The organism is Tropicimonas aquimaris (genome assembly GCF_042676185.1).
GTDB lineage: Bacteria > Pseudomonadota > Alphaproteobacteria > Rhodobacterales > Rhodobacteraceae > Tropicimonas > Tropicimonas aquimaris.
Map to the genome: position 1 here is coordinate 23,437 of NZ_JBHTJT010000038.1, position 23,473 is coordinate 46,909.

General features: G+C 66.5%; 21 protein-coding genes and 1 tRNA gene. 16 read left to right on the forward strand and 6 right to left on the reverse strand.

Features of this window, described 5'->3' with window-relative positions; genetic code table 11:
• Nucleotides 1-32: 32 nt before the first annotated feature.
• Together ACFQ2S_RS16550 and metH are read left to right on the forward strand one after the other, a co-directional pair.
• Nucleotides 33-842: a hypothetical protein gene (locus tag ACFQ2S_RS16550; RefSeq protein ID WP_386076129.1), complete on the forward strand. Its 810-nt coding sequence runs from the start codon at nucleotides 33-35 to the stop codon at nucleotides 840-842.
• A 129-nt stretch (nucleotides 843-971) separates the two neighbouring features.
• Nucleotides 972-4,739, forward strand: a complete 3,768-nt coding sequence (gene metH, locus ACFQ2S_RS16555; RefSeq protein WP_386076131.1) for a methionine synthase — start codon at nucleotides 972-974, stop codon at nucleotides 4,737-4,739.
• Between the two features lie 115 nt (nucleotides 4,740-4,854).
• Here metH and ppc read toward each other — a convergent pair whose 3' ends face one another.
• Nucleotides 4,855-7,599 (reverse strand): phosphoenolpyruvate carboxylase, encoded by a 2,745-nt coding sequence (ppc, locus tag ACFQ2S_RS16560; RefSeq protein ID WP_386076133.1) that lies wholly within the window; start codon nucleotides 7,597-7,599, stop codon nucleotides 4,855-4,857.
• Between the two features lie 304 nt (nucleotides 7,600-7,903).
• On the opposite strand from ppc, the gene ACFQ2S_RS16565 reads away from it, so the two are divergent.
• Nucleotides 7,904-8,206 carry a c-type cytochrome gene (locus tag ACFQ2S_RS16565; protein ID WP_386076134.1) on the forward strand — a complete coding sequence of 101 codons (303 nt, stop codon included), beginning with the start codon at nucleotides 7,904-7,906 and terminating at the stop codon, nucleotides 8,204-8,206.
• A 15-nt stretch (nucleotides 8,207-8,221) separates the two neighbouring features.
• Here the strand turns inward: ACFQ2S_RS16565 and ACFQ2S_RS16570 are convergent, their stop codons facing one another.
• The 3 genes from ACFQ2S_RS16570 to ACFQ2S_RS16580 all read right to left on the reverse strand — a co-directional run bounded on the left by ACFQ2S_RS16570 (nucleotide 8,222) and on the right by ACFQ2S_RS16580 (nucleotide 11,542).
• Nucleotides 8,222-9,337 carry an imelysin family protein gene (locus tag ACFQ2S_RS16570; protein ID WP_386076136.1) on the reverse strand — a complete coding sequence of 372 codons (1,116 nt, stop codon included), beginning with the start codon at nucleotides 9,335-9,337 and terminating at the stop codon, nucleotides 8,222-8,224.
• A 252-nt stretch (nucleotides 9,338-9,589) separates the two neighbouring features.
• Complete coding sequence (locus ACFQ2S_RS16575; protein WP_386076138.1) at nucleotides 9,590-11,167, reverse strand: PhoX family protein; 1,578 nt, start codon at nucleotides 11,165-11,167, stop codon at nucleotides 9,590-9,592.
• 285 nt (nucleotides 11,168-11,452) lie between these two features.
• Nucleotides 11,453-11,542, reverse strand: a tRNA-Ser gene (locus tag ACFQ2S_RS16580).
• Nucleotides 11,543-11,716: 174 nt separating this feature from the next.
• Here ACFQ2S_RS16580 and ACFQ2S_RS16585 point away from each other — a divergent pair.
• From ACFQ2S_RS16585 to ACFQ2S_RS16625, 9 genes are all read left to right on the forward strand, one after another.
• Nucleotides 11,717-12,577 carry a DUF2059 domain-containing protein gene (locus ACFQ2S_RS16585; protein WP_386076140.1) on the forward strand — a complete coding sequence of 287 codons (861 nt, stop codon included), beginning with the start codon at nucleotides 11,717-11,719 and terminating at the stop codon, nucleotides 12,575-12,577.
• Between the two features lie 202 nt (nucleotides 12,578-12,779).
• Nucleotides 12,780-13,448, forward strand: a complete 669-nt coding sequence (locus tag ACFQ2S_RS16590) for a 50S ribosomal protein L21 (protein WP_386076142.1) — start codon at nucleotides 12,780-12,782, stop codon at nucleotides 13,446-13,448.
• A gap of 19 nt (nucleotides 13,449-13,467) precedes the next feature.
• Complete coding sequence (rpmA, locus tag ACFQ2S_RS16595) at nucleotides 13,468-13,737, forward strand: 50S ribosomal protein L27 (RefSeq protein ID WP_089233973.1); 270 nt, start codon at nucleotides 13,468-13,470, stop codon at nucleotides 13,735-13,737.
• An 81-nt stretch (nucleotides 13,738-13,818) separates the two neighbouring features.
• Nucleotides 13,819-14,145, forward strand: a complete 327-nt coding sequence (locus ACFQ2S_RS16600) for a hypothetical protein (protein WP_386076144.1) — start codon at nucleotides 13,819-13,821, stop codon at nucleotides 14,143-14,145.
• A gap of 58 nt (nucleotides 14,146-14,203) precedes the next feature.
• Nucleotides 14,204-14,749, forward strand: a complete 546-nt coding sequence (locus ACFQ2S_RS16605) for a GNAT family N-acetyltransferase (protein WP_386076145.1) — start codon at nucleotides 14,204-14,206, stop codon at nucleotides 14,747-14,749.
• Nucleotides 14,750-15,805 carry a GNAT family N-acetyltransferase gene (locus ACFQ2S_RS16610; RefSeq protein ID WP_386076147.1) on the forward strand — a complete coding sequence of 352 codons (1,056 nt, stop codon included), beginning with the start codon at nucleotides 14,750-14,752 and terminating at the stop codon, nucleotides 15,803-15,805.
• A complete protein-coding gene (gene obgE / locus ACFQ2S_RS16615; RefSeq protein WP_386076148.1) occupies nucleotides 15,802-16,857 on the forward strand; it encodes a GTPase ObgE in 1,056 nt (351 codons plus the stop codon). The genes ACFQ2S_RS16610 and obgE overlap by 4 nt, the downstream gene beginning before the upstream one ends.
• Nucleotides 16,845-17,972 carry a glutamate 5-kinase gene (gene proB / locus ACFQ2S_RS16620; RefSeq protein ID WP_386076149.1) on the forward strand — a complete coding sequence of 376 codons (1,128 nt, stop codon included), beginning with the start codon at nucleotides 16,845-16,847 and terminating at the stop codon, nucleotides 17,970-17,972. Before obgE ends, proB begins: the two co-directional genes overlap by 13 nt.
• 26 nt (nucleotides 17,973-17,998) lie before the next feature.
• Nucleotides 17,999-19,252: a glutamate-5-semialdehyde dehydrogenase gene (locus ACFQ2S_RS16625; RefSeq protein ID WP_386076150.1), complete on the forward strand. Its 1,254-nt coding sequence runs from the start codon at nucleotides 17,999-18,001 to the stop codon at nucleotides 19,250-19,252.
• 25 nt (nucleotides 19,253-19,277) lie between these two features.
• Here ACFQ2S_RS16625 and ACFQ2S_RS16630 read toward each other — a convergent pair whose 3' ends face one another.
• Nucleotides 19,278-19,889: a histidine phosphotransferase family protein gene (locus ACFQ2S_RS16630; protein ID WP_386076151.1), complete on the reverse strand. Its 612-nt coding sequence runs from the start codon at nucleotides 19,887-19,889 to the stop codon at nucleotides 19,278-19,280.
• 28 nt (nucleotides 19,890-19,917) lie between these two features.
• On the opposite strand from ACFQ2S_RS16630, the gene ACFQ2S_RS16635 reads away from it, so the two are divergent.
• The 3 genes from ACFQ2S_RS16635 to ACFQ2S_RS16645 all read left to right on the forward strand — a co-directional run bounded on the left by ACFQ2S_RS16635 (nucleotide 19,918) and on the right by ACFQ2S_RS16645 (nucleotide 21,898).
• Nucleotides 19,918-20,097: a DUF3553 domain-containing protein gene (locus ACFQ2S_RS16635; RefSeq protein WP_386076152.1), complete on the forward strand. Its 180-nt coding sequence runs from the start codon at nucleotides 19,918-19,920 to the stop codon at nucleotides 20,095-20,097.
• 182 nt (nucleotides 20,098-20,279) lie between these two features.
• Nucleotides 20,280-21,056: a GNAT family N-acetyltransferase gene (locus ACFQ2S_RS16640; protein WP_386076153.1), complete on the forward strand. Its 777-nt coding sequence runs from the start codon at nucleotides 20,280-20,282 to the stop codon at nucleotides 21,054-21,056.
• Nucleotides 21,053-21,898, forward strand: coding sequence for a lysophospholipid acyltransferase family protein (locus ACFQ2S_RS16645; protein ID WP_386076155.1), 846 nt, complete (start codon nucleotides 21,053-21,055; stop codon nucleotides 21,896-21,898). The genes ACFQ2S_RS16640 and ACFQ2S_RS16645 overlap by 4 nt, the downstream gene beginning before the upstream one ends.
• A 68-nt stretch (nucleotides 21,899-21,966) precedes the next feature.
• Here ACFQ2S_RS16645 and ACFQ2S_RS16650 read toward each other — a convergent pair whose 3' ends face one another.
• Nucleotides 21,967-22,584 carry a thiamine phosphate synthase gene (locus tag ACFQ2S_RS16650; RefSeq protein WP_386076156.1) on the reverse strand — a complete coding sequence of 206 codons (618 nt, stop codon included), beginning with the start codon at nucleotides 22,582-22,584 and terminating at the stop codon, nucleotides 21,967-21,969.
• Nucleotides 22,585-22,714: 130 nt separating this feature from the next.
• On the opposite strand from ACFQ2S_RS16650, the gene ACFQ2S_RS16655 reads away from it, so the two are divergent.
• The gene (locus ACFQ2S_RS16655) at nucleotides 22,715-23,455 is read left to right on the forward strand and encodes an RNA methyltransferase (protein ID WP_386076157.1); all 741 of its coding nucleotides are present in this window, start codon (nucleotides 22,715-22,717) and stop codon (nucleotides 23,453-23,455) included.
• Nucleotides 23,456-23,473: the final 18 nt, after the last annotated feature.

Here is a 23,473-nt window from a genome sequence, read left to right on the forward strand (position 1 = left end):
TTCGCCGCAACCGAACGCCAGGGAGATCGCACATGGAAAGCCCGCAGGACATCGCCCGAAAAATCCGCCGTTTGTCCTCGGCCGGCGGCCAAGGCAACCGCGGTCGCCTGCTTCGCGCTTTCGGCGGGCGAAGCCTGCTCGCCTCCCTGCTGCTGGAAGTCGACGAGACGATCCTGCCGCGGACGCTGCGGATCGGCAACGGCTCGGGAAGCGAGATCGTGCTCTCGGCGGCCAACCGGCGATTGCTGCAAGCCTCGGCCGGGTCGTCGACAGGGCGCGGCGGCGTCGAGATCGAACCGGATTCGCAAGACCCTGACTCCATGAATGCGCTGCTGGATTTGCTGGAAGATTTCATTGCCGGCAGTGAAACCCTGCGCGTCAGGTCCGAAGCGCCCGGAAGCGCCACCTCCGGCCTGATCGGAGTCTCGGCCCGCCGACTGTCCGATACCTGGGGTGCGCCGATGTACCCGCCGGAGGCGCCTTCGCTACCCGAGCAACTCGACGCCGTTCTGATGGAACACCGCAGCGGGATCGTCGCCTGGCAGCGCCGGCAGGACGGCCAGACCGATTGCGGTGGCGACGCGTGCTTCTATGACGACCTCGGGCCGCTCTCCGCCACGCTGGAGAAACGGGCTCTCAGGCTGTCGCGGACGCTGTCGGACCTCTCGCGCGAGCGCTGCCTCTTCATGTTCGATCACCACGGAGAGGCGGGGCATGACGTGATCCTCGCCTCGCTCGACGGCGCCGTACTCACCCTCCTTGTCCGGCCCGAGGCTCAGGCGCCACTTGCCTCCGCGCTGCGCGATCTGCTGCACGGATGGCCCGCCGTCAGGGCCGCCTGACCCTTCAGGGCGGCAAGGCTATGTGAATGCCATGCATGAAGATCTTGCTGATTATGAATTTCATAAATACCCCAGACTGCGTTAGAGGAGAGCGGTTCTCCTATCCCTGACTCGAGCCCGTAGCCTGAAATGACCAAACGTTCCGCCGTTTTCGACCGCCTCCTCGAGGCCGCCCGCGACCGCATCCTGATCCTCGATGGGGCGATGGGCACACAGATCCAGCGGCTCGGGCTGTCGGAGGGCGATTTCCAGGGCTGCGGCGGCGGTAGCTGCTCGTGCCACCTTCCGCATGCGAGCGACCGCCCCCAGCAGGGCAACAACGACCTGCTGAACCTGACCCGCCCGGATGTGATCGAGGAGATCCATTACCAGTACGCGATTGCCGGCGCCGATATCGTGGAGACGAACACCTTCTCCTCGACCACGATCGCCCAGGCCGATTACGCGATGGAGGGCGCGGTGCGCGACCTCAACGTCGCCGGCGCACGGCTGGCCCGGCAGGCGATGGATCGGGCGGAAGCGACGGATGGCCGGCCGCGCTTCGTCGCCGGCGCCCTCGGGCCGACGAACCGCACCGCCTCGATCAGCCCGGATGTGAACAACCCCGGCTATCGCGCTGTGACCTTTGATCAATTGCGCGTTGCCTATGCCGAGCAGGCGGACGCCCTGATCGAGGGCGGCGCCGACATCCTGCTGATCGAGACGATCTTCGACACGCTCAACGCCAAGGCCGCGATCATGGCTTGCGAGGAGGTCTTTGCCGCCCGGGGGCTGCGCCTGCCGGTGATGATCTCGGGCACGATCACCGACCTGTCGGGCCGCACGCTCTCCGGCCAGACGCCGACCGCGTTCTGGCATTCCGTGCGCCACGCCATGCCGGTGACCGTCGGCCTCAACTGCGCGCTCGGCGCTTCGGCCATGCGGCCGCACCTCGCCGAGCTTTCGGCCGTCGCCGACACGCTGATCTGCGCCTACCCGAACGCCGGTCTGCCCAACGAGATGGGGGAATACGACGAGACCCCGGAGCAGATGGCGGCTCAGGTCGCGGGCTTCGCGAAGGACGGTCTGGTCAACGTGGTGGGCGGCTGCTGCGGCTCCACCTACGAACACATCCGCGCCATCGCCGCGGCGGTAAAGGATTGCGCCCCGCGCGCGATCCCCGAACAGCCGCCGCTGATGCGGCTGTCGGGCCTCGAACCCTTCACCCTGACGTCCGACATCCCCTTCGTGAACGTGGGCGAGCGCACCAACGTCACAGGCTCCGCCCGTTTCCGCAAGCTGATCAAGACCGGCGATTACGCCGCCGCGCTCGATGTCGCCCGGGACCAGGTCGAGAACGGCGCGCAGGTGATCGACGTCAACATGGACGACGGCCTGATCGACTCGCAGGCCGCGATGGTCGAGTTCCTCAACCTCATCGCCGCCGAGCCGGACATCGCCCGCGTACCGGTGATGATCGACAGCTCCAAGTGGGAGGTGATCGAGGCCGGCCTGAAATGCGTGCAGGGCAAGGCGATCGTCAACTCGATCTCGATGAAGGAGGGCGAGGAGAGCTTCCTGCACCAGGCCCGGCTCTGCCGCGCCTACGGGGCGGCGGTGATCGTCATGGCCTTCGACGAGCAGGGACAGGCCGACACGGCCGACCGCAAGGTCGAGATCTGCACCCGGGCCTACAGGCTGCTGACCGAGCAGGTCGGCTTCCCGCCCGAGGACATCATCTTCGACCCCAACGTCTTTGCCGTCGCCACCGGGATCGAGGAACACGACAATTACGGCGTCGATTTCATCGAGGCCACGCGGCGCATCACCGAGACCTGCCCGCATGTGCACATCTCGGGCGGCGTGTCGAACTTGAGCTTCAGCTTCCGCGGCAACGAACCCGTGCGCGAGGCAATGCACGCGGTCTTTCTCTACCACGCCATTCAGGCCGGGATGGACATGGGTATCGTTAACGCGGGTCAGCTCGCGGTCTATGACCAGATCGCGCCGGAGCTCCGCGAGGCCTGCGAGGACGTGGTCCTGAACCGCACGCCGAAGGCCGGCGTCAGTGCCACCGAGAACCTCCTTGAGATCGCCGAACGCTTCCGAGGGCAGGGTGGCGCAAAAGGGCGCGAAAAGGACCTGACCTGGCGCGAGTGGCCGGTCGAGAAGCGGCTGGAACACGCGCTGGTCAACGGCATCACCGAGTATATCGAGGCCGACACCGAAGAGGCCCGCCAGGCCGCCGAGCGCCCGCTGCACGTCATCGAAGGCCCGCTGATGGACGGGATGAACGTGGTCGGCGACCTGTTCGGCGCCGGCAAGATGTTCCTGCCGCAGGTGGTGAAATCCGCCCGCGTCATGAAACAGGCCGTCGCCGTTCTGCTGCCCTACATGGAAGAGGAGAAGCGTCTGAACGGCGGAAGCGGGCGCGAGAGCGCCGGCAAGGTGCTGATGGCGACGGTGAAGGGCGATGTGCACGACATCGGCAAGAACATCGTCGGCGTCGTTCTGGCCTGCAACAATTACGAGATCATCGATCTCGGCGTGATGGTGCCCGCCGAAAAGATCCTCGCCACCGCCAGGGCCGAGAATGTCGACGTGATCGGGCTGTCCGGCCTCATCACCCCGTCGCTGGACGAGATGGTCCACGTGGCCTCAGAGATGCAGCGCCAGGGGCTCGACCTGCCGCTGCTGATCGGCGGGGCGACCACGAGCCGGGTGCATACCGCGGTCAAGATCGATCCGCGCTACACTCTCGGCCAGGCGATCCACGTGACCGACGCCAGCCGCGCCGTGGGTGTCGTCTCCGCGCTCCTCTCCGCCGAGCAGAAGCCGGCCTATGTGGCGAAGATCGCAACAGAATATGCTGACGTGGCCGAGAAGCACGCCCGTGGCGAGCAGGCCAAGCGGCGGTTGCCGCTCGAAGCCGCGCGGGCCAATGCGCTCCAGCTCGATCACCAGGCCCACCGCGCCAGCGCGCCCACATTCCTCGGCACTCGCGTGCTCGAGGATTGGGATCTCGGCGAGCTTGCCCGCTACATCGACTGGACGCCCTTCTTCCGGACCTGGGAGCTCAAGGGCGTCTATCCCAAGTTGCTGGAGGACCCCGAACAGGGCGAGGCGGCGCGCCAGCTCTTTGACGACGCGCAGGAGATGCTCGGCCGGATCATCGACGAGAAATGGTTCACCCCGCGCGCCGTTGTCGGCTTCTGGCCCGCCAATGCCGTGGGCGACGACATCCGCCTCTTCAAGGACGACCAGCGCACCGAGACCCTCGCCACGCTCCACACCCTGCGGCAGCAGACGGCCAAGCGGGACGGGCGCCCGAACGTCGCGCTGGCCGATTTCGTCGCCCCCGAAGGCACGGGCCCCGATTACGTCGGCGGCTTCGTGGTGACGGCAGGCGCGGAGGAAATCGACATCGCCAAGCGGTTCGAAGCCGCGCACGACGATTATTCCGCCATCCTGGTCAAGGCGCTCGCCGACCGCTTCGCCGAGGCGATGGCCGAACGACTACACCAGATGGTCCGCACCGATTTCTGGGGCTATGCGCCGGAGGAGGCCTGCGACGCCGCCGACCTGATCGCCGAGCGCTACAGCGGCATCCGCCCGGCGCCCGGCTATCCCGCGCAGCCCGACCACACCGAAAAGACGACGCTCTTCGACCTGCTCGACGCCACCGCCGCCACCGGTGTGGAACTGACCGAAAGCCTCGCCATGTGGCCTGGCGCTTCGGTCTCCGGCTTCTATATCGGCCATCCGGAGAGCTATTACTTCGGCGTCGGCAAGGTGGAGCGCGACCAGGTCGAAGATTACGCCGCCCGCAAGAGCATGACCCTGGCCGAGGCCGAGCGCTGGCTCGCGCCCGTTCTGAACTACGCCCCGACGAGCGCCACGGAGATCGCGGCGGAATAGGCCGCGCCTCCAGCTTCTTCTTGGAAAAAATACCCCGCTCCAGCCGCGCGCCAATGAGCGCGGCGGAGATCGCCACACGCGCCGCCGGGGCCAAGCAGGCCCCGGCGCCACAGCCTCAGCCGGTGTTTCGCAGGCCGGAGGCCACGCCGTTGATCGACAGCAGGATCCCGCGTCGGGTCCGCTCGGAGATCTCCTCGGAACTGGCCATTCGGACCTTCTTGAGCAGTTCGACCTGCATGTGGTTCAGCGGGTCGAGATAGGGCGTGCGGTGGCGCAGACGCGCCTTCGCCTCGCCGGAGCGTTTGCGCTCGACAGGTGAAGTGCCGGTGATCATCTCGAGCGCCCGCACGGTCGCCTCCCACTCGGCGCTGATCCGGCCGAAGATCCGGTCCCGGATCTCCTTGTCCTCGCAGAGATCGGCGTATTGCGCGGCCATGGCGAGGTCGCTCTTGCCGATCATCAGGTCGATCTTGGAGACCATGGCGTGGAAGAACGGCCAGGCATCGTAGAGCGCGGCCAGTTTCTCGCCTTCGGGATCCTCGTTCTCGGCGCACCAGGCCTCGACCGCGGAGCCGAAGCCGTACCAGGCCGGCAGCATGATCCGGCACTGCGCCCAGGAAAACACCCAGGGGATCGCGCGCAGCGAGGTGATCTCACGGGTCTTGGAGCGCGAGGCGGGCCGCGAGCCGATGTTGAGCGAGGCGATCTCGTTGATCACGGTGGAGGACCAGAAGAACTCCTCGAACCCCTCCGTCTCGAAGACAAGGCTGCGATAGGCCCGGAAGGCGTGGTCGGACATGGCATCCATGATCGCCGAATACTCGCCGAGCGCGCTCTCCGCCTCGGGCATGAGCGTCGCCTCGAGCGTCGCGGAGACCAGCGTCTCGAGATGGGCATAGCCGATCTCTGCATGGGAATAGCGCGAGGAGATGACCTCGCCCTGTTCGGTCAGGCGGATCTGCCCGGCGACGGCGCCCGGCGGCTGCGCAACGATCGCCTCGCGGGTCGGGCCGCCCCCGCGGCCGATGGAGCCGCCCCGTCCATGGAACAGCCGCAACCGGATCTCTTTCTCCCGGAACAACTCGACCAGTGCACGCTCGGCCTTGAACAACTCCCAGTTCGAGGTGACCAGCCCGCCGTCCTTGTTGCTGTCGGAATAGCCAAGCATGATCTCCTGCTCGTCCTTCTGGGCGGTGACGATGCGGCGGTACTCGGGCGTCTCGAACAGCGCGCGCATGATGCCGGGACCGTTGCGAAGGTCGGCGATGGTCTCGAACAGCGGCACGATGGCGATCGAGCACTTGCCGTCGAGCGTCAGCAGTCCGGCTTCCTTCAGCAGGACGCAGAGCTCCAGAACGTCGGACACGGACTGCGCGTTGGAGATGATCGAGGTGACGATGGCTCGCGGGCCGAACCGGTCGACGATCTCCTTGGCGGCGCGGAACACCGCAAGCTCTCCCGCCGTCTTTTCCGAGTATTCCCAGTAGGGGCGGATCAGGGCGCGCGGCGAGGTCAGCTCCTTGCGCAGGATCTCCTGGCGGGCGGCCTCGTTCATGCCGAGATAGTCGGTGCCCGGCGCGATGGCTTCCAGCAGCTCGGCCACGGTCGCCTCGTGCACCGAAGAGTTCTGGCGCAGGTCGACGCTGGCCAGATGGAAGCCGAAGCTGCGCACCTTGCGCCGCAGATCGAGGATCCGGCCATCGGCAATCGCGAAAGCCTGGTGCGAGCGCAGCGACCGGTCGATCACGTCGAGATCGCGCAGCAGCTCCTCGGATCGGCCATAGGGTGCGCCCTTTGCGGTGTGCAGCGGCGCCGGGTTCTCCGGGTCGATCTCCGTAAGCGTCGCGGCAAGCCGGGCATAGATGCCGATCAGCGCACGGCGGTAGGGCTCGTCCAGCCGGTGCTCCGAGGTGTCGGGCGAGATGTCGGCCAGTTCCTGAAGGTCCTGGTTCACCCGCACCACGCGGGTCGACATCGACAGTTCCCGACCGAGCAGGTGCACTTCCTCGAGGTAGTGACGCAGCGCGTGGCCCGCCTGCATCCGGAACACCTCGCGCAGGATCGTGTCGGTCACGAACGGGTTGCCGTCGCGGTCACCGCCGATCCAGGTGCCGACGCGCAGGAAGGCCGGGAAATCCTGGCCGAAGCTCGCCTTGCCCAGCGATTTCAGCAGCGTCTCCTGCAGCTTGGGCACCGCCTGGAAGAAGGTGTGATCGTAGTAGGTGAGGCTGTTCTTGATCTCGTCGGTGACGCTCAGCTTGCTGCGGCGGAGCAGATGTGTCTGCCACAAGGTCTCGATCTCGCGCTCGATGCCGCGCTCGATCTCGGTGACGTCGAGCCCGACCTTGCGGGCACGGGTGCGCTCGTCCAGCAGCTTGGAGATGGCAAACTCCGCCCGCATCGTGCTCTGACGGCGGATCTCGGTCGGGTGGGCGGTGAGGATCGGGCTCACCAGCGCGTCCTTGAAAAAGGCGACGAGCTGGCTGTCGCTGAAACCGGCTTCCCTCGCCGCCTCGATCGCGTCGGGCAGGGCGTGGCCCGAGGCCTTGCGGTGATCGAGCAGGATCTGCTCGTCCTGGGCGATGTTCAGCAGGTGCAGAAAATAGGTGAAGGCCCGCAGCACGTGGAAGGTGAGATCCTCCGGCATGGCCGCGATCGTGTCGTGCAGCCGTCTCAGCGCGGATTCATCACCGGAGCGGTGCAGTTCCACCGAAGCACGGCGGATCTCCTCCACCGTATCGAAGGCAAGACCGCCCTCCTGCGTATGGAGAATTTTGCCGAGGATCCGGCCAAGAAAGCGGATCGCCTCGTCTTCCTCGTCGGCAAGAGAGAATTGGATGTCATCCGGTTGCTGCGTCACGCCTGTGCTCCCATCCGAGTGTTAGCGGCATCATGGCGCGACTTGTACAGCACCACGCGGTGCATTCAATGCAGACCGTGTCGCGGGGGCGGCCGGTGGAGCGAGATGGGCACAAACCGTCAGGGCTGCGACCGCTTGCGATCTGCGCCGGGATCGAATGCCCGAATTATAGGCACGGTGGTCGCGAGACGGGCAGGGCGCGGAAAAACGGACGATCGGTCGCGGGCGCTGCGCCCCACGCGTCATGGCTCTGTCACGGAGCGGGTACTAGCTCGCGGCACGTTTCCCTTGCGAGGTCAGAGCGATGCCGAGCCTTCTTCACGCCCAAACGCGTTTCGTTGTCATTATCTGGTTGCTGGTGAAGGGGCTGTCGACCGCCACGGCACAGGACGCGGATCCGACGCTTGGGCAGGCGATCTATGCCGAAAATTGCGTCGAATGTCATATGGAGGATGCGGGCGGCGACGATGTTGCGCCGGAGATCGCCGGCATTCCCCGCAACAATATCCGCCGGGCCATGGGCGGGCTGGAGGGGATGCCGGAGTTCGAAATGACCACCGAAGAGGTCGCGGCGGTTCACGCCTACCTGCGCACCCTCGACGACTAGATAGGGCCCGGCGGATCAGTCGCCGTCGGCGGCGCTGAAGCCGGTCTCCACCCCGAGGTTCGGGCCAAGGTTCTTGGCCATCTCGAGCTGGAGGTGGCGCACCTTGGTCTGCATCGCCTCCACCCGGATCCGGCTGGTCGGCTCCTTCACCGCCTCGGAGATCGGCTGCTCGATGGCCGCGAGCCGTCCCTCGGTCTGCTCGAAGACCTCAAGGATCCAGCCGCGGTCGGTCTCCCGCACGTCGCCGGCAAAGCCCAGCCGGACCATCTCGGCCAGCCCGTGGATCTGGGCGAGGATGATCTCGTTGCTCAGCCCGGACCGCCAGGCCTCCGCCTGGTCCGGGAAGGGGCGGTCGAAGGTGCCGAGCGGCCGGCCCAGCCGCGACTCGGCGACCCGGGTCAGGCCGAAGTCGACGGCGGTGTAGAGCGTCTTGGTGAACTCCTCGGGCGAGAGGTAGACCGGGTTGTCCGGCCCGGCGGCGTTCGCCAGGTCGGCCCAGCCGTTCTCGGTGAACCAGGCTTCGTAGAGCGCGCCGCCGAGGTCCTCCATGTAGAGGCTGATGCCGACGATGGACGGGCAGGCCTCCATGTCGGTATAGAGCAACCGCTCGATAGCCGGCAGGCCCTGGGTCGCGGCGGAGCCCTGGGCGATGGTCGCGGGATCGGCCAGGTCTTCGGGCGAGAGGGCCTCGAGCGCTTTCAGCCCGCGCCCCACGAAATCCTTCTTGTCGGGCCAGAAGTTCACCGTCAGCGCGGCACCGAGCTGTTCAACCGGGCCGAACTGGTAGCTGTCGAGCGGCGCCCAGGCGAGCCAGGCGTCGCGCAGGGCCGCCTTGATCTCGGCCGCGTCGGCGGTCCCGGCGCAATGGGCGGACGCGGTTTCGGCCAGCCCGGCGCTGGCCTCCCGGAAGGCGCCGAACTGGCGCTCCAGCACGGCCAGTGAACGCCGGCGCAGAGCGTCATGGTCTACCTCGCCCCGTCCCGGCGCCCAGTAGGGAAGGCCTAGTTCCTCGTTGAAGGAATCCAGCCGGCCGACACCGTCCTGGGCCGGCGGCGCGGATTGCGCTGCGGCGGGCACGGCCAGGAGACCTTGCGCGAGGACGAGGGCGGCAAGAAACGTTTTGCGGAACATCGGCGTGTCTCCGGAGGAGGGCAGGGAGTGGGGACCGGGCTGGACCAGCGGCGACATTGGTGCCCGGGGCTGGCTGCGGGACCATGCCAAGGCTGGGCGATGCCGACAAGAGCAAGGCGTGTCACGTGTGAGTGACGGGGGCGTCCCGGTCACGAAAGTGGCGCCGGGGAGGGAGAGCCCGGCACCATAAAGGCTCGGAAAGGCGAAAGGAGGCGGCGGACCGCCTCCTTCGATACCTTGCGCCAGGCGCGATCAGCTCTGGCTGTCGCGGTTCCAGAGCCAGATGACGTTGTTCTCGTGGTTGCCGGAATCCTCGCCGATCACGACCTGACCGTTGGCGCGGACCAGGATGTTGTCGGGGTTGGCGACCGAGTCCATCGGGCAGGCATTCGCCTCGGCGTCCTTGTCGTAGCCGTAGCCCGCGACGACCGGCACCATCATGGAGACGTCGTAGTTGGCGTCGAGCTCCATCTCGTAGACCACGCCGCAGACGTTCTCGGCCACATCGATGGCGCCTTCACCGTCGGACATCGCCTTGGAGACGTCGGACATCGCCATGTACATGAAGGGCACCGAGCCATCCTTGGCGGCGTCGTAGTTGATGTTCACGCCTTCCATCTTGTTGAACTCGCCGGTCGCACCCAGGGCGACGGCGGCACGGCGCGATTCCAGGAAGGCGACACGCGCATCGGCGGCCTCGCCAGCGGCAAAGGCAGCGACTTCCTCGTCGGTGATGTAGTTGGTCTCGCCGGGGACGTGATCTTCCAGGTCGATGCCGTCGTATTCGGCGACCCAGGCAGCGATCTCGTCGTTGGAGGCGTGGCCGAGCTCGATCCACTCGATGCCGAAGCCGGTGGTGGCTGCATCGGCCTGCGCACCGGCCTCCTGCGTCACCTTGGCGGCGTAGAGCGTGCCGGCGGACAGATCGTTCTCGGCGTCGGCGACGAACTTGAAGAACACGACGCTGGAGCCGTCATCCGAGAGGTAGACGGTCTTGTTGTCGGGCATGACAACCGCGTTCTCGTGGCTGAAGCGACCGAGGGCCATATGCTTGACCGGGGTCGCGGCGCCGGCGGGATCGGTGATCTCGACGATATAGCCGTAGTCGTAGGGGTTCGGATACTTGCCCTCGCCAAGGTAGTTGGCGAGCACCTGGTTGTCATCGATGTACTTGTACTCGGGGTTGTTCCAGTCGACCGTGTCGTCGAAATACAGCTCTTCGGAGGTCAGCGGGGTGCCCCAGGGCGAGAGCGTGCCGAAGCAGTTCACCAAGGTGCCGTCGACGGCCGAAAAGTCGATCATGATCAGGTCGGACGTATCGACCGACCAGGTGCCGTCCTCGGCGCGCATGATCTTGGCGCGGGACATGCCGCCGGGGCGGTTCTCCCAGTTGGTGAACAGGTAACCTTCGTTGTCGCCGGTGGGCACGTAGGCGTTGAAGTCGGGGTCGTTGGAGACCAGCAGGTCTTCGCCAGCCAGCGACTTGATCACACCGACGATGCCCTCGTCACCTTCCTGAAGCAGGACCTGGTAATCGCCCAGCGAGGAGCGCACGACCTTCTTGTCGGCGTCTTCGGTGGTCGGCTCCATCGCGGCGGCATCCCAATCGGCGTTGGCGATCACGCCGACAGCGGCCTTCGCGAATTCGTTTCCGATTTCCTTGTTCGGGTGCTGGATGTTGAAGAACAGGTCCGAGCCGACCTCGAACAGGCCGGTGACCTCGGCATCGAGCGGAACGGTGGCCAGACGCTTCATGGATTCGGCGTGGGCGGGAACGCCGAGCACTGTGGTGCTCAGCAGAATCGCCGCGACGGATTTCTTGTGGGACATGGGGTTTTCCTTGGTATCAACCTGGGTCTGCCGGCAGCCGGCCCGCGGTTGATAGGAAACTTCCGTGACGCTCTTGTAACACACGCGTGATCAAATGAGATTTCGTTGAACGGACGCCCTTGCATGCCTGTTTTCAAGGCGCGCGCCCCCATCCGGCCGGCCGATCCGCGGCCTCCCGGACCAGCCGAAGTGGCGACCGGAGGAACGGCAAACGCCCGCCGCGGCGAAGCGCCCCGGTTCGCAGCGCTCCGTGCGGAAAAGTCATCCGTCTGATCAGGTGGAAAGTGGCGGAGAGACAGGGATTCGAACCCTGGGTGGGCTTGCACCCACAACGGTTTTCGAGACCGCCCCGTTCGACCACTCCGGCACCTCTCCGCGCTCCCGTGGTCAGGGTGCGGGCGGTGTAATGTTTGCGTGGGAGGGGCGCAAGGGCTTTTCTCGCCCCCGGTGCCGTCAATTTGAAGATTGCGGATGGAGTGCAGCGAGCGCGATGCCTTGGCATTGCAGTGATGGCGCACTACCCCTGAGACAAGCAGACGGAGTTTGTCGATGATCCCTCGCCCCATACTTTCCACGCTCGCCCTGTGCTTTCTGGCCTTCGCGGCCTGGGCGCAAACCAACGAGGCGCCTCCGAGGGCGACGCCCGAGGAGCGGGCGCGTCTCGAACCGCTGATGCAGGCGCTGGAGATGGATGCGCTCCTCGGTATCATGCAGGACGAGGGAGTTGACTATGCCGGCGACCTCGAGTCGGACATGTTCCCGGGGCGCGGCGGCGAGCGGTGGCCGGAAATCGTGGCCGGCATCTTCGATGTGGACCGGATGGCCGATATCCTCGAGGACGAGCTGGCGGCGGACCTGCCGGCCTGGCATCTTGATCCGCTCATCGACTTCTTCACCACCGAACCCGGGCGCAAGATCGTCCAACTCGAGATCAGCGCGCGCCAGGCGATGCTCGATCCCGGCGTCGAGGCGGCGGCGAACGAGGCGATGGCCGTGCTGCTGGAGGAGGGCGGGCCACGGCTCGACCTGCTGGAGGATTTCGCGGCCGCCAACGACCTGTTGGAGATGAACGTCGTGGGCGCGCTCAACGCCAACTATGCCTTCTACTCCGGCCTGAACGCCGCCGGCGCGTTTGGCGACTTCATGGGCGAGGAGGACATGCTGCGCGATGTCTGGTCCCAGGAGGACGAGATCCGCGACGAAACCGGGACCTGGCTATATTCCTATCTTGCGATGGCCTACCAGCCACTCACGGACGCGGAGTTGAAAGCCTACCTCGAACTCTCCCGGAGCGAGGCCGGGCGTAGCCTGAACACGCATCTCTTCGCCGCCTTCGACGAGATGTTCCGCACCATTTCCTACGACCTCGGCATGGCCGCCGCGCGGTTCATGGCCGGCGAGGATCTCTGAGCCCGTCTCGGGAGGCACCGCGCGGGCCGGAATGTCTTGACACGCAGGGCTTTCTCGCTCATACGGCCCTCTCCGTGGCCGGACTCCGGCACGGAAACAAGAAACACGCCCCCGAAGGGGCGCGCTGTCCGAGGTGCCGGTTTCCGGCGAGAACGCCCGCGAGGGGACCATGAAGGACGCGTCGAGAGCAAAGGAATGACCCATGTTTGCGGTCCTCAAGACCGGCGGCAAGCAATACCGCGTCCAGTCGGGCGACGTGCTGCGCGTCGAGAAGCTGGCGGCTACTGCCGGCGAAACCGTTCAATTCAATGACATCCTGATGATCGGCTCCACCGTGGGTGCGCCGCTCGTCGATGGCGCGGCCGTGCAGGCCGAGGTGCTCGACCAGATCAAGGGCGCCAAGACCATCAGCTTCGTGAAGCGCCGCCGGAAGCACAGCTCCAAGCGGACCCGGGGCCATCGCCAGCAGCTGACCGTGCTGCGCATCACCGACATCCTCGAATCGGGCGCTGGCGCGACCGGGGTTAAGGCTGCCGTGGGCGCGGGCTCGGTTGCCGGTGTCGCGGTTGCCGCCACCGAAGCCAAGCCGGCCGCCAAGGCCGCCCCGAAAGCCAAGGCCGCCCCGAAGGCGAAGGCCGCTGCCGCGCCTGCCGCGGAAGCTCCCGCCGGTGCGGACGACCTGAAGAAACTGTCGGGCGTGGGCCCGGCGCTTGAGAAGAAGCTGCATGCCGCCGGCGTGACCAGCTTCGCGCAGATTGCCGGCTGGACCGAAGCCGACATCGCCGAGTTCGACGAGAAACTCTCGTTCAAGGGCCGCATCGAGCGCGAAGGCTGGGTCGAGCAGGCCAAGGCCATCGTGGCCGAAGGCTGAGACAGAAGGAGCAAGCGATATGGCACATAAAAAAGCAGGCGGTTCATCCCGTAACGGTCGCGACTCCATCGGTCGCCGCCTTGGTGTGAAGAAATACGGCGGCGAAGCCGTCATCCCCGGCAACATCATCGTGCGTCAGCGCGGCAACAAGTGGTGGCCGGGCGAGGGCGTCGGCCAGGGCAAGGATCACACGATCTTCGCCACCGTCGAAGGCGCCGTGAAGTACCATAAGGGCCTCAAGGGCCGCACGTTCATTTCGGTGCTCCCGGTCGCGGAAGCCGCCGAGTAAGCCGAACCCGGTACAAGACAGACCTGGGGGGATCGGCAAAAGGCCGGTCCCCCCAAGCGATTCTCTGGAAAAGGCCCTGGAATGACTGACGCTTCGTGCATCAGCCCCATCTACGCTCTGCGCGCCGGAACCCGTGGACGCCTGCGCCCCGCGCTCGGCGCCGCGTTCTGGGCGACCCTGGCCGCGATCAGCCTCGCCGCGTTCCGCCTGAGCCAGGCGCGGCTGCAGCCGGATGCCATCGCGACCGGCGTGCCCGGGTTCCTGTTCCGGCTGGTCATCCAGCCGCTGGACTGGGCCGCGCACAACCTCGTGACGCCGGTTCTGGATCACAACGTCTTGGAAGCCGCTGTGGTCGCTACCATTTTCAGTATATGCTGGTTGCGCCAGATGCGGCGCACGAGCCTCTAGGGAGGGGGCGGTCTCCGGCGAGTTGAACGATTGCGCTTCCCGGGAGGAGGGAAACGACATGCAGATAGAGAAGATCACCGGCCAGAAGGTCATACAGTCCGAACGCGTTACGCTGCGCCCGCTACAGAAGTCCGACATGGGGCTGCTGGAGCTTTATGCCGGCGACGAGCGTGTGGCGATGGCTACCCGGTCGATCCCGCATCCGCTGCCTCCTGGCGCGACGGAGGCCTTCATCTCCCGCAGCCTTGCCGAGGATCGAAAGGAAGATGTCTGGGCGATGGACGGCACCGCGGCCGGCCTCGGCGAGCTGGTCGGCGTGATCAGCCTCTCCCGGATGGCCGACGCGCCCCGAAAATCCGAGATCGGCTACTGGGTCGCACCAGTGATGTGGCACACCGGCCTCGCCTCCGAAGCGGTCGGGGCGCTGCTCGCCGCCAATCCGCAGGGCTGCGACACGATCTTTGCCGAGGTGTTCCAGGACAACCCGATCTCCGCGCGGATCCTGACCAATGCCGGCTTCGAGTATCTCGGCGACGCCGAGGTCTTCTCGGTCGCCCGGAATGCCACGGTTCCAACCTGGACCTACCTCAAGAAGCTCTCCTAGATGACTGACAGGCGGGACGAAATCAAGATCAAGACGCCCCGCCTGACACTTCGGACCTTCCGGGCGGCGGACGTGCCGGCCATTGTCGAGGGGATCGGCGATTTCGAGGTGTCGAAGTGGCTTGCACCGGTGCCTCATCCCTATGGGCCGGCCGACGCGGAACAGTATCTGGAAACCCTGGCCTGCCAGCCACACTACTGGGCCATCATCCGCGAGGGGGACCTGATTGGCGGAATGGCGATTGATGACTCGCTCGGCTACTGGCTGGCGCGTTCGGCATGGGGACACGGCTATGCCACTGAAGCCGGCTTTGCGGTGATCGACCGGTGGTTCGCCGATCCGGCGGCTCCCGACCTCACGTCTGGTCATTTCGATGACAACGCGCGCTCGGGGGGCGTGCTGTGCAAGCTCGGGTTCGAATATACCGGGCGCAAGCCCATGTTCTGCCGGGCCCGCGATGCGGAGTTTCCCAGCCGCCGGATGACGCTGAGCCGCGCGAGATGGCATGAGATGCGCAGCCTGCCGCACCTGACCACGCCGCGCTGCGTCCTCCGCCCCCTGACGGCCGATGACGCACCGCGGCTGTCCGAAATCGGCGGCATCCCGGAGGTCGCCCGAAACACTGTCTCGATTCCCGCGCCTTGGCCGGTGGACGAGGCGCGGGACTGGATTGCCGCAGGCCGTTGGAAAGAGCGACCCGGTTTCCGGCTTGGAATACTGGATCGAAAAGGCCAGTTGATCGGCATGGCCGGCCTTTCGCCCGCGGATCAGGATGGCATCGCAAGTGTCGCCTATTTTGTAGAAAAATCGCTGTGGGGCAGGGGGCTGGTCACCGAGGTCATGGAGGCCTTCATCCCTGCCGTCTTCCGTGCCTTCCCGTTGAAGGCGCTGGACGCCGACCACGACACCGACAACCCCGCTTCAGGTGCGGTTCTGCGCAAGCTTGGCTTCGACTACCTGGGTGACAGGCTGGGCGCGCGGACGCGCCTTCGCCTTGAGCCCGAGCCGGTTTCGCACTATCGGCTGGAGCGTTCCCGTTTCGAGGCCCGACTATGAAATTTCTCGATCTCGCCAAGGTCTATATCCGCTCCGGTTCCGGAGGCGGCGGCGCCGTGTCGTTCCGGCGCGAGAAGTTCGTCGAATACGGCGGGCCGGACGGTGGCGACGGTGGCAACGGCGGCGACGTGATCGCCGAGGCGGTCGACGGGCTGAACACGCTGATCGACTTCCGCTACCAGCAGCACTTCTTCGCCAAGAACGGCACGCCGGGCATGGGCCGCCAGCGCACCGGCGCCGATGGCAACGACATCATCCTGAGGGTGCCTGCGGGCACCGAGATCCTCGACGAGGACGAGGAGACCGTTATTGCCGATCTCGCGAACGTGGGTGATCGCGTGGTTCTAGCCCGCGGCGGCAACGGCGGTTTCGGCAACCTGCATTTCAAGACCTCGACGAACCAGGCGCCCCGCCGCGCCAACCCGGGCCAGCCGGGGGTGGAGCGGACGATCTGGCTTCGGCTCAAGCTGATCGCCGATGCCGGGTTGCTGGGCCTGCCCAATGCCGGCAAGTCCACCTTCCTGGCGGCGACTTCGAACGCACGACCCAAGATCGCCGATTACCCGTTCACCACGTTGCATCCCAACCTCGGGGTCGTGGGTGTCGACAATGCCGAATTCGTGGTGGCCGACATTCCGGGCCTTATCGAAGGCGCGCACGAGGGCAGGGGCATCGGCGACCGTTTCCTCGGCCATGTCGAGCGTTGCGCCGTGCTGCTGCACCTGGTGGACGGCACCTCCGAGGACATCGCCGGCGACTACCGCACGATCATAGGCGAGCTCGAAGCCTATGGCGGCGCGCTGGCCGACAAGCCGCGCATCACCGCGCTCAACAAGATCGACGCGCTCGACGACGAGCACCGCGCCGAGGCGATTGCCGAGTTGGAGGAGGCGTCAGGCGGCCGCGTCTACCCGATGTCCGGCGTCAGCCGGGAGGGGCTGACAGCGGTGCTGCGCGCCCTGCGCTCGGAGGTCGACGCAGCGCGGAAGCTCACGCGCGTGGAGGACGACGAGGACGGCACGGAAGAGGAGTCCGAGGGATGGAGACCCTGAGCGCCCGCCAATTGCCCGCCATCGCACAGGCCAGCCGGCTGGTCGTCAAGATCGGCTCGGCGCTGCTGGTGGATCGCGCAACAGGCGCCCTGCGCGAGGATTGGCTGACCGGCCTGGCGCTGGACGTCTCCGAGGCGCGGGCCCGCGGGACCGACGTAATCCTCGTCTCCTCCGGCTCCATCGCGCTTGGCCGCTCCAGCCTCGGGCTCGGCACCGGAGCGCTGCCTCTGGAGCAATCTCAGGCCGCCGCCGCGGTCGGCCAGATCGAGTTGGCGCGCGCCTACCGCACCGCACTCCTGCCGCACCGGATCAAGGCCGCGCAAGTTTTGGTGACGCTCGAGGATTCCGAGGACCGCCGCCGCTACCTCAACACTCGGGCAACGCTGGAAACGCTACTCGGCCTCGGCGTTGTGCCGATTGTCAACGAGAACGACACAATCGCCACCGACGAGATTCGTTTCGGCGACAATGACCGGCTGGCCGCCCAGGTTGCCGTCACTGTGGGCGCGGATCAACTCGTGCTGCTGTCCGATGTCGACGGTTTCTACTCCGCAAATCCTACAACCGACCCGACCGCCCGCCGCTACGAGGCGATCGAGCACATCACGGCGGAGATCGAGGCACAAGCCGGCGACGCCGCCTCGGGGCTTTCCCGCGGCGGAATGAAGACCAAGCTCATGGCGGCCAAGACAGCGACCAAGGCCGGGTGTGCCATGGTGATCACCGAAGGCTCCGTCGACCGCCCGCTGAAGGCGCTTCAGGGCGGCGCCGCCTGCACCTGGTTCCTGACCGAGGGCGACCCGCAGGTGGCCCGCAAGCGCTGGATCGCCAGCATGAAACCGCGTGGCGAGATTACCGTCGATGCCGGCGCGGCCGAGGCCCTCGCCGAAGGCCGGTCGCTGCTGCCCGCCGGCGTCACCGCCGTCTCTGGCCGCTTCGGACGCGGCGATCCGGTGGCGATCATCGGCCCGAACGGGCGGCTGGGGCAGGGGCTCTGCCGCTACACCGCCGCCGAGGCCCGCGCCATCGCCGGCCACAGATCCGGTGACATCGAGTCCATCCTCGGCTATCCCGGCCGTGCCGCCTTGATCCACCGGGACGACATGGCGCTCTGACCGCCCGCCGCCCAGAAAGAACCGAGATGAAAGACCAGACCGACATTCCCGCCCTGATGGCCGAAATCGGTGCCCGCGCCAAAGCCGCCGCCGCCGAACTGGCCCATGCGAGCGCAGAGCGCAAACACGCGGCGCTGATCGCCGCCGCCGACGCGGTCTGGTCGCGCCGCGACGACATCATCAGCGCCAACGCCAAGGACATGGAGTTTGGGCGCCAAAAGGGGCTGACCGACGCGATGATGGACCGGCTGCGGCTCGACGAGGGCCGCATCCAGGGCATTGTCGACGGGCTGCGCACGGTGGCGGAGCAAAAGGACCCGGTGGGGGATACCATCGCCGAGTGGGACATGCCCTCCGGCCTGCGCATCCGCCGCGTCCGCACCCCGCTCGGCGTCGTGGGCGTGATCTACGAAAGCCGCCCCAATGTGACCGCCGACGCCGGCGCGCTCTGCCTCAAGGCCGGCAACGCGGTGATCCTGCGCGGCGGGTCGGAGAGCTTCCATTCCTCCGCCGCCATTCATGCTTGCCTCGTCGAGGGGCTGAAGGCCGCGAACCTGCCCGAGGACGCGGTCCAGCGCGTGCCGACCCGCGACCGCGCCGCCGTTTCCGAGATGCTGCAGATGACCGGCACGATCGACGTGATCGTGCCTCGCGGCGGCAAGGGGCTGGTCGGCCTCGTCCAGCGCGAAGCGCGGGTGCCGGTCTTTGCCCATCTCGAGGGGATCTGTCACGTCTATGTCGACAAGGCCGCCGACCCCGACAAGGCCCGCGCCGTCGTGCTCAATGCCAAGACTCGCCGCACCGGCATCTGCGGTTCCGCCGAATGCCTTCTGGTCCATCGCGATATCGCGGAAACGCTCGGTCAGCAGATCGTGGACGATCTGATGGCGGCCGGCGTCGAGGTCAGGGCGCGCGGCCTGAAGGGCAGTGTCGAGGCTGCGGATACGGACTTTGGAACTGAGTTCCTTGACATGAAGATCGCCGCGAAAGTCGTTGATGACATTGACGAAGCAATCTCCCACATCCGGGAGTTCGGCTCCAGCCATACCGAGGCGATCCTGACCGAGGATGCCGAGGCCGCCGCGCGCTTCTTCGAGCGGGTCGACAGCGCCATCGTCATGCACAACGCCTCGACCCAGTTTGCCGACGGGGGCGAATTCGGGATGGGTGCGGAGATCGGCATCGCCACCGGCAAGATGCACGCCCGCGGCCCGGTTGGCGCCGAGCAGCTGACGAGCTTCAAATATCTCGTGGTCGGGGACGGAACGCTGCGCCCCTGACCGAGGCCGACCCGAGCACGGGCCGTCAGAATCCCAAGGTGATCTGCTCGCCAGACCGGGTGACGGCGAGATTGCGTCCGAGCGCCTGAAGGGTGTCAGGCAGCAACGCGAAATGAACCTGGGCCGGTGTCACCTCCTCGACGTCTGCACCGGTCAGGAGCGGGGTCCAGAGTCCCTCGTCGATCCGCAGCTTCGCGGTCGTGCCGACAACCTGCCACCGCCCATCCATGCGCGTCACCTCGGCCCGGCCTCCATAGGGCATCGCGCTCTCGAGGCATTGCAACGCCAGAAGCGCGGCTTTCGCCTCGTCGCGGCGGCAATCGCTGTTGACCTGCCAGAAGACCTCCATCCGGGAGCCCGCGTAGAGATCGCGCAGGATCGAGAGTATCTCGCTGCGGCTTGTGGCCTGGTCCTGTCCGGACTGCCCGAAGGCAAGCCGATAGAACCGAATCCGGGCATTGGCATTGGCCACGCTCTCGGAGATCAGCGACAATTCCGGTCCGCCCCCGACTCCGGCCATCGAAAGCAGTTCGATGCCGTTCCCAATCGCTCCGATCGGGCTTATCAGGTCGTGGCAGATGCGGGAACCTATCAGGGCCGGGATGTCGGGCCGGCGATGGGGATGATCACTGGACATGTACAGGTATTCCTGGAGGGAGTGGGATATGATCGATCTGAACGCCTATCTCGAGCCGGGGGCACTGGTGCGTCACCCGGACCGCCCTGACTGGGGGCTCGGGCAGGTGCAGTCCCGGATCGGACATCGGATCACGGTGAATTTCGAGAACGCTGGCAAGGTAGTTATCGACGGGCGGGTTATCGGGTTGCTCCCGGAGTATGATTGAACTGCGACCGGAGGCCCCGCGATCACTGCCACGCGCTACCGAAACAGGCCGACCATACAGGGTGACATGGGAGGGTCAATTCACCGGATATGGGGAGAGCGGGGACGCGCCGAGGTTGCCAATCCCCGGGGGAGCGCCTAAGACCGGCCATCGAGCCGACAGCGACGGACCGCCGCAACCGCATGACTCCGACAGACCCGAGATTCGACATTCGCCTGGCAGAAACCGAGCAGGACCTGCTGGCGGCGCAACGCTTGCGCTATGCGGTCTTCGTGGAGGAGCTGGGTGGCGACGGCCCGCTGGTCGACCATGAGAACCGCCTCGAGCGCGACCACTTCGACCCGCATTACGACCACCTGATCCTTGTCGACCGGCGCCGCGATCCGGCGACGTTGGATCACGTCGTTGGGGTCTACCGACTGATGCCCGGCGACAGGGCGGAGGCGGCGGGCGGTTTCTACTGCGCAGGCGAGTATGATCTCGAGTGCCTCGTCAACTCGGGGCGCAGGCTGCTGGAACTGGGCCGATCCTGCGTGCTCCCGGAATTTCGCGGGGGTCTCGCGCTGCACCATCTCTGGAACGGGCTCGGCAAGTATGTGTTGGAGCGCGATATCGCCATTCTTTTCGGCGTGGCCAGCTTTCACGGGACGGATGTGAAGGCTCTGGCCCAGCCGCTGTCGTTGCTTCATCACGCGCACTTGGCTCCGCCCGAACTGCGCGTGCGTGCATTGCCGGACCATTTCACCGCAATGGACATCCTGCCGGAAGACCGGATCGACCGACATGCCGCCGTCCGGTCCATCCCCGCTCTGATCAAGGGATATCTTCGGCTCGGCGGCTACGTCGGCGAAGGCGCTTTCGTGGACACGAGTTTCAACACGACCGACATCTGCCTGGTAATGGATACCGACCGGATCCCGGAGCGGCAGCGCGCGCTCTATGCCGGCAACGCCGGATGAGCGCGACCTGGCAGTCGGATCATCTGCCGCCCGGCCCGGGACCGCTCGGCCTGCGTGACTGGCTGCGGGTGGTCCGCCGGGGCCTGCCGCTCGGGATTGTCGTCTTTGGCTGTCTCGCCCTGCTTCTGCTGCTGCGACTGCTGGAACGGCCAATTTTCGGCCTTCGCCGCCCGGTTACGCCCTGGATCACACGTTTCGTCTGCACCACCGCCTTCGTTCTGCTGGGGATTCGCCGCAAGGTCGTCGGCCGGCCCGTGCGGGGGCGCGCGGCGGTGGTTTCGAACCATGCGAGCTGGCTCGACATCTTTGCGCTCAACGCCGGCGACAGTGTGTATTTCGTCTCCAAGGCCGAGGTGGCGGGCTGGCCGGGGATCGGCTGGCTGGCGCGGGCCACCGGCACCGTCTTCATCAACCGCGACCGCAAGGAGGCCGCGGCCCAACGGGCGCTGTTCGAAGCGCGCCTGATGGCGGGACACAGGTTGCTGTTCTTTCCAGAGGGGACCAGCACCGACGGGCTGCAGGTGCTTCCGTTCAAGTCCACGCTTTTCGAGGCTTTCCTGAACGACGGGTTGAAGGACAGCCTGCAGATCCAGCCGGTCACGCTGGTCTATCGCGCGCCCGAGGGAGCGGATCCGCGGTTCTACGGTTGGTGGGGCGACATGGATTTCGGTCCGCACCTTCTCAAGATCCTGGCCGCGCCGCGCCAGGGATCGGTCGATGTGATCTATCACCCGGCGGTTCCGGTGGCGGGCAACGGTAGCCGCAAGACGCTCGCCGCGCGCTGCGAGGAGGCTGTGCGCGGCGGGCTTCCGACATCGCGGGACGGGTTCGCCGCCCGATAGATGAACGATCTTTCGGGCGAAAGATGTGCCTCCGGCGGGGATATTTTCAGACAGAAGAAGTCCTTCGGTCAGTCTGCGGCGGACAGGAGGCGCGCAAGCGCGTCGGCGGGGTCTTCCTCGGCCCAGATCTCGCTGCCGATCCCGAAGAAATCGGTGATCGGCGCAAGCGTGCGGACGAGATCCGACGTCAACCCGCCTTCGGCCACAACCGGCAGCTCGATCATCTCGGACCACCACGCAAAGAGGTCGGTCTCGGCCACCGAGCCATCGCCGAGCGCGGTGGCGCCGACCGGCCCGAAAGCCACGTAGTCCGCCCCGGCCTCGCCGGCGTTCATCCCGTCGTGCCGCGACGTGCCGCAATACGCGCCGACGATCCCGTCCTCGCCCAGTTCCTTGCGGGCATCCCGGATGCCGCGCGCGCCATCAAGGTGGACCCCGTCAAGCCCGTGCCGCAAGGCGAGCTGGAGATGCCGCTCGATCACGATCGCCACGTCGCGCCCGTGACACACGGTCCGGCAGGCGTCGGCGGCGCGGGCGATCCGGTCCTCGTCCTGACCGGCCAGCGCCAGACGGACGCAGGCGATCTCGCGGGAGTCCAGAACGCGGGCGAGCGCGTCGGGGAAGCGGGAGAGCTCGAATTCGGGCGGGGTGATCAGGTAGATCTGCGGCTGTTCTGTCTCGGCCATCTGTCTCTCCGGCTTCTTGTGTGCCAATCGGCGCCTCTCATAGCGCCCTTTTTTCCCCGGCGCCATGGCTGCTTGAAGGCCGTTCCCTCGCATCGTATCAGGTCGGGGATCTGAAACCGACGGAGTGCCCATGTCCCAGCCCACCTTCATCCTCGTACGTCCCCAGATGGGCGAGAACATCGGCGGGGCGGCGCGGGCGATGTGGAATTTCGGTCTGGACCGGATGCGGCTGGTGAGTCCGCGGGACGGCTGGCCCAATCCGCGCGCGGTGGCGCTGGCCAGCGGGGCGGGGCGGCTCCTCGACAATGCGGGCCATTTCGACAGCGTGGCCGAGGCGATCGGCGATTGCACCCATGTCTATGCCACGACCGCCCGGGTCCGGGGCATGACCAAGCCCGTCCTGACGCCCGAGGCCGCGATGGCCGAGGCGCGCGCGGTGACGGAAGCCGGCGGCAAGGTCGGGGTGATGTTTGGCCCCGAACGCGCGGGGCTCGAGAACGAGGACGTCGCCCGCGCGCATGCGATCATCACCGTGCCGGTGAACCCTGAGTTCTTTTCCCTGAACCTCGCCCAATGCGTACTGCTGACCGCCTACGAATGGCGCCGCCAGACCGAAGCGCCCGCCGAGGCGCCGGAGATCGAGCGCGCCACCGCCATCGAGGTCGAGAAGCTGGGCGAGCATTTCGAGCAGAAGCTTGACGACGCCGGATTCTTCTTCCCCGAGACCAAGGCGCCGGGAATGAAGCTCGCCGTGCGCAACATGCTGTCGCGGCTGGCATTGACCCGGGCAGACGTGCAGATATTTCACGGCATGCTGCGGCAGCTGACCCGGCAGCCGCGCACTTCCCAAACCGACCGACCGGACGAGTGAGCCGAGAGGAGAGCAGGA